Below are 8322 nucleotides of genomic sequence, written 5' to 3' on the forward strand. Positions count from 1 at the left end.
ATGTGGGAGCGGGCTTGCTCGCGAATACGCTGGGTCAGTCGACACATGTATTAGCTGACATACCGCATTCGCGAGCAAGCCCGCTCCCACATTTTTGACCGAGTTCCAAGCTGCTATCTGGCTGGCAACAGTTTCAAGGTGCCACGGGTATTCGCCGTCACTTCCTCCTCACTGAAATGCGCTTGTTCGTACCCACCCTCGATGTAGGTTTGCGCCTGATCGCTATAGTGCCGATCGAACGGCACGCCGCTTTGCCCCACCGGGTTGATGGTCAGGGCGTGGGCCGGCTCGGCGAAGTCGATCAGGCGGCGGGTCGACGGGCCGTAGGTCACGGGCCAGGGCGCTGGGCCGATCATGGCCGATTGGTTGTTGGGCACTTCATGGCTGCCGGGGGCGGGGAACGGGCCGACGTTGAAGATCTTGTCCAAAGGCTTTTGCATGCCCAGCGGGTGCCCGTGGGTCAGGGTGTGCGCCTTGCCCCACTGCCACTGGCTCGGATCATCGCCGAAGGTGGCCTTGAGGTGCGCCAGGCTGTTGTCCCAGGCGAGCTTGACGGTGTCGGCGCGTTTGCCGTTCCACCAGGGCGAATCCGCTGAAGCGGCCAGGCGCGGCAGGGCGGCGTCGATCATCCGGGTGGTGAGCAAGGTCTTGAACAGGGCATCGCCCAGTTTCGGGTGGAACGTCGCGTCGGTGAGGTTGAACAGGAACTGGTTGAACAGCGTGGCGCTGGTGGAGTCCAGTGGGTAGTCACCCTTCCAGTTTGCAAGCTGTTCCACCAGCTTCAACTGGGCGGGGTCCTTGATCACGTCACGTAATACTGGCAGCAGCGGCGCCAACAGGCGTGGGCCGTAGGCGGTGGTGGTGCCCAGTTGCAACGCCTGGCTGTTGTTCACGTCCCACTTCACGCTCTTGTCGCTCAACTGCATGTTCAGCTGTTGACCACGGTCGGCCAGGTTGTAATAGCCAGGGATTTCCATGCCAGTCGGGGAGGCCGGTTGAGCATTGGCCGACACCACATACCCGCGCGCCGGGTTCTCTTCCTGAGGGTTGGCGCTGAACGGGTAGAAGCCCAATTTGTCGGCCTGGGTGGTGCTGCCGTCGAGGATGAATGCCGGGTTGACCCCGGCCGGACGGATCGGCAATTGCGCTGCGGCCCACCAGCCGATATCGCCCTTGGCGTTCGCCCACACGATATTCAGCCCAGGCGCCGACACCTTGGCGGCTGCGGCACGGGCCTTGGCCAGCGTGTCGGCCCGGTTGAGCTGGTAGAAACCTTCGAGGATCGGGTTTTCGCTGTCGAGGAACGCCCACCACATGGCGATCGGCGTCTTGCCGGCATTTTCGCCGAGTACGTCATTGATGATCGGGCCGTGGGGCGATCGGCGCAGGGTCAGCACCACTGGCTCCTGGCCCTTGACGGCGATCTGCTGCTCGCTGCTGGTCATGTCGACCCATTGGTCGTGGTACCAGACCTGGTTGGGGTTGTCCGGGTTGACCTTTTCAGCGATCAGGTCGAGGTCGTCGTTCTGGAACATGGTCAGGCTCCAGCCGAAATCCAGGTTGTGCCCCAGGAACGCCACCGGCACCAGCGCGTTGTGATAGCCGTAGAGTTCAAAGCCCGGCGCCGACAGTTGCGCCTCGTACCACACAGAAGGCACCGAGAAGCGGATGTGCGGGTCACCCGCCAGCAAGGGCTTGCCACTTTGAGTGCGGCTGCCGCTGATGGCCCAGGCGTTGCTGCCTTCGAACTGCGGCAGGCCGTTGTCGGCCAAGGCCCTGTCACTCAGGGCGGCGAGGGCGCCGAGGGTTTTCCAGTCGCTGGTGGCCAGGTTGAGCGCGCCCTTGGGCTGCCAGTCCAGGTCGAAGACTTTCAGGTAGTCGCTGCCCAGTTGGTCGCGTATGTAAGTCAGCACCGGCTCGGTACGAAAGGCCACGGCAAAACTGTAGGCCATGTAACCGGCGACACTGATGGTGTCCTCGGGCGTGAAGGGCCGCTTGGTGATGCCCAGCACATCGAACTCCATCGGGCTGGCGTGGCTGGCCTGATACTGGTTGATTCCGTCCAGGTAGGCTTGCAGGGCTTTCCAGGCGTTCGAGTCATGATCGATGTGTTCCACGTAACTCAAGGCGCGCTCACGAATGCGCAGGCTACGGAACAGTTTGTCGGTTTCCAGCAGCTTGGGGCCCAGCACCTCGGCCAGTTCGCCACGGGCCAGGCGCCGCATGATCTCCATCTGGAACAGCCGGTCCTGGGCATGCACATAGCCCAGGGCGCGATACAGGTCGGCCTCGTTCTCGGCGCGGATGTGCGGCACGCCACGGTCGTCGTAACGCACCGTGACCGAGCCTTGCAGGTTGTTCAGCATTACCGTGCCCTGGCGGGTCGGTTGCTTGCTGTAGACATACCAGCCGGCGCCGGCCAGAAGGGCGGCAATCAGGAGGGCGAGCACGGTCAGGCTGCGTTTCATGGACGGTCCTTGAGTCAGTCACCTGGAAGGTCAACGGAGTCTAATCGGTTTGGTGGAAACTGCGGAAAATGCTGATGCGTCGTTGTGACAGCCGAGGTTCAAGCGTCCAGCATGGCGGATGGGCTACTATTGCGTCCGTCGTCCTTGAGCTTTTTTTCATGACCTGCGCCACGCCATCCAAGCCAGACCCCAGCCATTCAGACGTTGCCTACGCCTGTTGCCTGGAAGCGCCATCGCTGATCGGTCGCTTCTTGCAGCATCCGCCGCAAGGTTTTGACGCTCGGTTGTCCGACCAGGGCCTGCCCTACTTCTTCACCCCGTTCGACCTGTTGACCACCGCCGACGATGAATTCGAGAAGCGTGTGCGCGGCTGGCCGGGGTATGCCATGTGGCAGTCGTGGCTGCGTATCGACAGCTGCTTTGTGGGCACCACGGTCAGTGAGTACGCGCCGTTCCCCCAGGACGTGTCGCCCCAGGACCTCGCGCGCTGGCTACAAGAGGAATGCGCGCCGCAGCGCAAACTCACCATCGTCAAAGACGTACCCCACAACTCACCGCTGCTCAGCGAAGCGGACAACCGCTACGCGCAAGCCTTGATCGATGAGTGCACCCAGCGTGGCTTCATCAGCCTTGAAGGCCAGGCGCTCGCCTATGTGCCCATCAACTTCACCAGCGTCGACGAATACCTGGGGCGCCTGTCCCACAGCCGTCGCCGTAATATCCGACGCAAACTGCGCAGCCGTGAAGCGTTGCGCGTGGAGATCCTGGACACCGGCGATGCACGCTTCAACGATGACGCCTGGCTGACGCAGTTGTACGGGTTGTACAAGGCGGTGTACGACCAGAGCGAGATCCATTTTGACCTGCTCACGCCGGAGTTTTTCAGCGGGTTGCTGAGGGATGCCGGCAGTCACGGGCGCGTGTTCTGTTACTGGCACTGCGACGAACTGATCGGTTACAACCTGTGCTACGTGGAGGGTGACAAGCTGCTCGACAAGTACATCGGCCTCAGCTATCCGCAGGCGCTGGAGTTCAACCTGTATTTCGTCAGCTGGTTTGTGAACCTGGAATACGCGATGGCCCATGGGCTGAAATTTTATGTGGCGGGTTGGACCGACCCGCAGGTCAAGGCCAGCCTTGGTGCCGACTTCACCTTCACGCGGCACTTGGTGTGGATACGCAACCCGTTGTTGCGCAAGCTGGGCAACCGGTTCCGTCATCATTTTGAAAGCGACAACCAGTGGCACCAGGAGCACACCGCATGAGCCAGGACCGCGCACCGCTGATTCTCGATTTTGATGGCGCCGTCAGCGACATTCCCGGCGCGACCACCCTGGCGCTGCAGGCGTGGCAGGAAAAAATCCGCTTCGGCTGCCGTTGGGCCCAGTTCAAGGAGCTGGAAACCGCCCTGCATACGCAGATGCCCAGCGACTACGGCTGTGTGTTTACCGGCAGCGGCGACTATCACCATCTCAGCCAGCTCCTGTTGAACCGCCTTCCCACGCAGCAGAAATACCAACTGATCATTTGCGACAACCACCCCGACAATATGCGCTACCCATTCGGCATCCACTGCGGTTCGTGGGTCTATTGGGCCAGCCGTTTGCCTCAGGTCGAGCATGTGCATGTGCTCGGTATCGGTTCGCAGGACATTGCCCTCGGCCACGCCTGGGAAAATCACTGGTCGCCGCTACTCAAGCGCAAGTTGACCTACTGGAACGTCAACGTCGATACGCGCTGGATGAACTGGATCGGCGCCGGGCGCAGCAATCGCGCCTTCAGCCATCCGGATGACCTGATGAGTGCGTTCCTGGCACAGCTGGACCGTTCACTGCCGGTTTACCTGTCCATCGACAAAGACGTGCTGAGCCCGCAGGTGGTGAACACCAACTGGGACCAGGGTGAGTTCCTGGAGCAACATTTGAATGATCTGATCGATGCCTGCCAGGGGCAGATCATCGGCGCGGACATTACGGGCGATGTGTCGGCCTACCACTATGAAAGCAAGTTCAAGCGCTGGCTGAGCGCGTCCGACGGCCAGGAAGAGCTGCCCGAGGCGCAGGTGCAGATCTGGCAACAGCAGCAGAACGAATTGAATGGCCGCCTGGTGGCGCGCATCAATCAGGGCTGGAAACGATAACTTTCAGCCGGGCCAGGATCTGTTCGAAGTGTTCGTCGGTCAGCCAATGGCTGTTGCTGATCGACAGGGTGCGGTGGGCGAAAGCCTGGGCCTGGGTGATCTGGTTGCCCGGTTCCAGCAAGGGGGTCACGTTGGGATAATCCGGCAAGGCGTGTATGAACAGGCGCGTCACGCCCAACCCCGAGGTCCAGAGCTGCGCCATCGCCACATCGCGGGCGTGGGCCGAGGGCATCATCACCATCAGGAACGGCCAGGTGCCTTGCTGTCCGGTTCGGTCCATGATGACCGAGACACCGGGCAGGGCATTCAAGCGTGCGGCACGGCGTAAGGCGCGGGCGCGGCCTTGTTGCAAGTGATCGGGCAAGCGCGCCAGCGCAGCGGCGCCGACTCTGCGGCGATAACCGCCCAGGTGATGCAGTGGAATGTCGTTGACCGAAAAATCATCGCCCACCGCGGCCACTGCATCGCCGTGCGCCAATGCTGCGCGCAAGGCCTTGCCGTACACGTAGTACAAGCCGCTGGGCCGGTAAAGCAGGGCATATCCCCACAGCTCGGCGCTGCGTTGCGCTTCCCAGCGCAGGCTGAAGGGCAAGTCCTGGCGGCATTGACGGTGCAGCGCTTGATGCAGCACCGGGTCGCGACTGAACAACACACCGCCTTCTGCCGTCGTCAGCCCTTTACCCAGCGCCATGCTGAAAAAGCCTACGTCGCCCTTGAGCCCGACGCTGCGGCCATCGTCCAGCGCGCCCATGGCTTGCGCGGCATCTTCGATGATCGCCGCGCCGACGGCGCCGGCAATGCGTTGGGCGGAATCGACATCCGCCACGCGCCCGGCCAAATGGGTAACCACCACCGCCAGGGTGCTTTCGTCGCACAACTGCGCCAGATGCTGTTCGTCCAGATCGATGCTGTTGGGCTGCAAATCACAGGGCACCACCCGCAGCGGCGGGCAGTAATGGGCGGCCAGGGCCACCAGCGGACAGGTGTAGGCTGGCACGATAAGCCGGGTACGTCCCGGCATGCGCTGTTGCAACACCCGCAGGGCGATGACCAGCGCGGCGGTGCCGGAGCAAGGCAGCGCCGGCAGCGGAATCGACAGTTGGCGGGCCAGGGCAGGGGCCAGGTCGCCCGACAGGCCGAGCAGATCCCGCCAGCGCAGGGGCAGCCCTGCGGTGGGCGGAATCTCCCGAGGGAGCATTACGCCAGCGTCTCCGAACGACCGGCACCGATGACTTTGCCGGCTTCGTCCTCGCTGCGCGCCAGGCACAGGATGCCGGCAATGATCAGCGCGCCGCCGATGATTTTCGGCAGGGTCAGGCTGTCATCGAACAACCACACGGAAATCAGCGTCACGCTGATCAGTTCCAAGTGCGAGGCCGCAAACGCCGGGCCTACCGGGGCGTATTTGAGCAAGGTCATCCAGGTGAAGAAGGCGCCGATGTAACCGACAAACGCGCCGTAGATCCACGGGGCGCCAAACACGCGCACCAGCCAGGCAGCGTCCATCGTCAGGGGCTCGGCATGCACCGAGGCGAACTTGAAGCTGACCTGCGCCAAGGTGTCGAAAATGATCAGCGCGAGAAAACCCAGGACATAAAAGCGTTTCATTATTCAAACCCCACGACGGTCACGCCACAGGCGATCAGCATGATGCCGATCAACCGCCATTTGCTCAGGCTTTCCTTGAACAGGAAACGGCCGGCAATCATGATCACCACAATGTTGATGGAGCCCAGCATCACGCCGACCGACAGCGGTACCAGGGTCAGGAACGCCAGCCACAACACGAATTCGAAGACGTAGCAGATAACGCCGATCCAGATCCATGGCCGCTTGAGCATGTGTTTCCAGTGGGCCAGGCCATCATGCTCGGCGCTGGCTGAAGCCGCCGCCTTGAATGCCAGCTGGCCGGACGTATCGACGATAACGTTGAGTATCCAGAGGATGATGGTTAACTGGCTCATGTATTCCTATGCTTACAATCCTGCCGAGAGCGTACGATACAGCAGCCTGTCGCTTGGGTGACTGGAGTTTGCCGGTCGAACAGCCTGTGTTCAGTTTGATCCCTTGCGCCATTCGCAATAGCAGCCCACCGCCAGGGTGTGGGTCGCGTCAATTTCGCGCCCGGCCCCGAGGGCTTTCAAGATCGGCTCGATAAAGCTGTTACTCGAATTACACGTCAGCCCTTCACTGTAGGGGCCGAAGTACGCGAGCTTGCCCGTGCGATCCCAAATCCCCACGGCCGGCGTTGCTGGCACCTGGTCGGCGCCGGGCAAGGCGGCGAGGGTTTTCATCTTGCGCAGGTTGTCGGGCAGTTGGCCGTGGCTGCCGGCCTTTTGCAGGGCATAGAACTCCACGCCTTGAGGCGCGTACTCCTCGATCAGTTCGCCCAGATGCTGCTGGTTGCCGACATTGCACGGGCACGCCGGGTCCCAGAAATGCACCAGGCGTATCGGTCCCGGGCCTGCGAGCTCTGCGGGCAGGCGCAAGGCGTCCCCGGAAAACACCGCCGTGTGTTCGCTGAAGACGCGCAGGTAGCGGCCCTGGAACCAGTCATAGGCCGTCCACAGCACGCCGACGCAAATGACCAGCATCAGGCCGGCGAACAGGGCGGTGCGGGAGTGCTGTCGCATTCAGATCTATCCTCGGAGGTCGCGTAGCTTGCCATGCTTGCCCTGACAGATGAATATCGCAGCTCGATATTCATCTTCACCGAGAGTTTGGAACCCTTTATGCCTGTCAGTTTTGACCCCGATCATCTGCGCGAAAGCTTGCGGCCCCTGGTGGATGCGCAGCCGCTTTCCGTGGAGGCCCGGGTCTACCAGCGGTTCTACGGGCTGGACCTGCCAGCGCGCAAGGTGCCGGCGCCCAGCCGCTTGGGACGCTTCGAAGTGGAAGGCTTCCAGGTCGTGGCACAGGTATGGTGGCCAGCGCAGCCGGTAGCGACGATGTTCATGTTTCACGGCTTCTACGACCATATGGGGCTGTACCGCCATGTGGTGGATTGGGCGCTGGACCAGGGGTTTGTGGTGATCGCCTGCGATTTGCCGGGCCATGGGCTGTCCAGTGGCGCTCGTGCCAGCATCGATGATTTTGCGGTATATCAGGCGGTGGTGAAGGCGTTGTTCGCCCAGGCCGAAGCGCTGCGACTGCCGCAACCCTGGCACTTGTTCGGGCAAAGCACTGGCGGTGCGGTGGTGGTTGACCATTTGCTCAATCATGGCCTCGACAGTCCGGCCCAGGGCAAGACCTTCCTGTTGTCACCCTTGGTGCGGCCCCGTGCCTGGGGGTGGTCACAGGTCAGCTATTACCTGCTGCGCCCGTTTGTGAAAGGCATTGCCCGACGGTTCAGCGAGAACACCAACGATCCGCAATTCAAGCCGTTCCTGGAGGCTGACCCGTTGCAACCACGCCAACTGCCCACGGCCTGGGTAGGCGCGCTGGCACGCTGGATCAAACGCATCGAAGCCGCTCCGCGCAGCCCACGGCGGCCACTGATCGTGCAAGGCGAGGAGGATATGACAGTGGACTGGCAGCACAACTTGCAGGTACTGCGCAGTAAGTTCGATCAGCCCGAGGTGTTGATGCTGCCGCGGGGCAGGCATCACCTGGCAAATGAGATTCCGGAGATTCGTGAGCAGTACTTCAGCTTTCTCACGGACCATCTGAAGTAACACGTTCCAAATGTGGGAGGGGGCTTGCCCCCGATTACGG

Annotated in this window: 8 protein-coding genes; 3 read left to right on the forward strand and 5 right to left on the reverse strand. The window is 62.0% G+C overall.

Translation table 11 applies throughout. The features are described 5' to 3' along the window. Positions 1 to 113: 113 nt before the first annotated feature. Positions 114 to 2468, reverse strand: a complete 2355-nt coding sequence (locus ACRESD_RS10595; protein WP_431750863.1) for a penicillin acylase family protein — start codon at positions 2466 to 2468, stop codon at positions 114 to 116. Positions 2469 to 2626: 158 nt separating this feature from the next. On the opposite strand from ACRESD_RS10595, the gene ACRESD_RS10600 reads away from it, so the two are divergent. Both ACRESD_RS10600 and ACRESD_RS10605 read left to right on the forward strand, forming a co-directional pair. Then, positions 2627 to 3733, forward strand: coding sequence for a GNAT family N-acetyltransferase (locus ACRESD_RS10600; protein WP_431750864.1), 1107 nt, complete (start codon positions 2627 to 2629; stop codon positions 3731 to 3733). Beyond that, a complete protein-coding gene (locus tag ACRESD_RS10605; RefSeq protein WP_431750865.1) occupies positions 3730 to 4608 on the forward strand; it encodes a hypothetical protein in 879 nt (292 codons plus the stop codon). Before ACRESD_RS10600 ends, ACRESD_RS10605 begins: the two co-directional genes overlap by 4 nt. Here ACRESD_RS10605 and ACRESD_RS10610 read toward each other — a convergent pair. The 4 genes from ACRESD_RS10610 to ACRESD_RS10625 all read right to left on the reverse strand — a co-directional run bounded on the left by ACRESD_RS10610 (position 4586) and on the right by ACRESD_RS10625 (position 7241). Beyond that, complete coding sequence (locus ACRESD_RS10610) at positions 4586 to 5806, reverse strand: DegT/DnrJ/EryC1/StrS family aminotransferase (protein WP_431750866.1); 1221 nt, start codon at positions 5804 to 5806, stop codon at positions 4586 to 4588. The genes ACRESD_RS10605 and ACRESD_RS10610 overlap by 23 nt on opposite strands. Next, positions 5806 to 6216 carry a DMT family transporter gene (locus ACRESD_RS10615; RefSeq protein WP_431750867.1) on the reverse strand — a complete coding sequence of 137 codons (411 nt, stop codon included), beginning with the start codon at positions 6214 to 6216 and terminating at the stop codon, positions 5806 to 5808. Before ACRESD_RS10615 ends, ACRESD_RS10610 begins: the two co-directional genes overlap by 1 nt. After that, the gene (locus tag ACRESD_RS10620; protein WP_248730984.1) at positions 6216 to 6572 is read right to left on the reverse strand and encodes an EamA family transporter; all 357 of its coding nucleotides are present in this window, start codon (positions 6570 to 6572) and stop codon (positions 6216 to 6218) included. The genes ACRESD_RS10615 and ACRESD_RS10620 overlap by 1 nt, the downstream gene beginning before the upstream one ends. Positions 6573 to 6662: 90 nt before the next feature. After that, positions 6663 to 7241 carry a DUF6436 domain-containing protein gene (locus ACRESD_RS10625; RefSeq protein ID WP_431750868.1) on the reverse strand — a complete coding sequence of 193 codons (579 nt, stop codon included), beginning with the start codon at positions 7239 to 7241 and terminating at the stop codon, positions 6663 to 6665. Between the two features lie 99 nt (positions 7242 to 7340). Between ACRESD_RS10625 and ACRESD_RS10630 the strand changes: the two genes are divergently transcribed. Next, complete coding sequence (locus ACRESD_RS10630) at positions 7341 to 8282, forward strand: alpha/beta hydrolase (RefSeq protein WP_431750869.1); 942 nt, start codon at positions 7341 to 7343, stop codon at positions 8280 to 8282. Positions 8283 to 8322: the final 40 nt, after the last annotated feature.

The organism is Pseudomonas sp. (genome assembly GCF_050739995.1).
GTDB lineage: Bacteria > Pseudomonadota > Gammaproteobacteria > Pseudomonadales > Pseudomonadaceae > Aquipseudomonas.

Bases quoted from the DNA above. Each gene is read 5' to 3' on its own strand.
- ACRESD_RS10595 (WP_431750863.1), bottom strand. From the start codon at position 2,468: ATGAAACGCAGCCTGACCGTGCTCGCCCTCCTGATTGCCGCCCTTCTG.
- ACRESD_RS10600 (WP_431750864.1), top strand. From the start codon at position 2,627: ATGACCTGCGCCACGCCATCCAAGCCAGACCCCAGCCATTCAGACGTT.
- ACRESD_RS10605 (WP_431750865.1), top strand. From the start codon at position 3,730: ATGAGCCAGGACCGCGCACCGCTGATTCTCGATTTTGATGGCGCCGTC.
- ACRESD_RS10610 (WP_431750866.1), bottom strand. From the start codon at position 5,806: ATGCTCCCTCGGGAGATTCCGCCCACCGCAGGGCTGCCCCTGCGCTGG.
- ACRESD_RS10615 (WP_431750867.1), bottom strand. From the start codon at position 6,216: ATGAAACGCTTTTATGTCCTGGGTTTTCTCGCGCTGATCATTTTCGAC.
- ACRESD_RS10620 (WP_248730984.1), bottom strand. From the start codon at position 6,572: ATGAGCCAGTTAACCATCATCCTCTGGATACTCAACGTTATCGTCGAT.
- ACRESD_RS10625 (WP_431750868.1), bottom strand. From the start codon at position 7,241: ATGCGACAGCACTCCCGCACCGCCCTGTTCGCCGGCCTGATGCTGGTC.
- ACRESD_RS10630 (WP_431750869.1), top strand. From the start codon at position 7,341: ATGCCTGTCAGTTTTGACCCCGATCATCTGCGCGAAAGCTTGCGGCCC.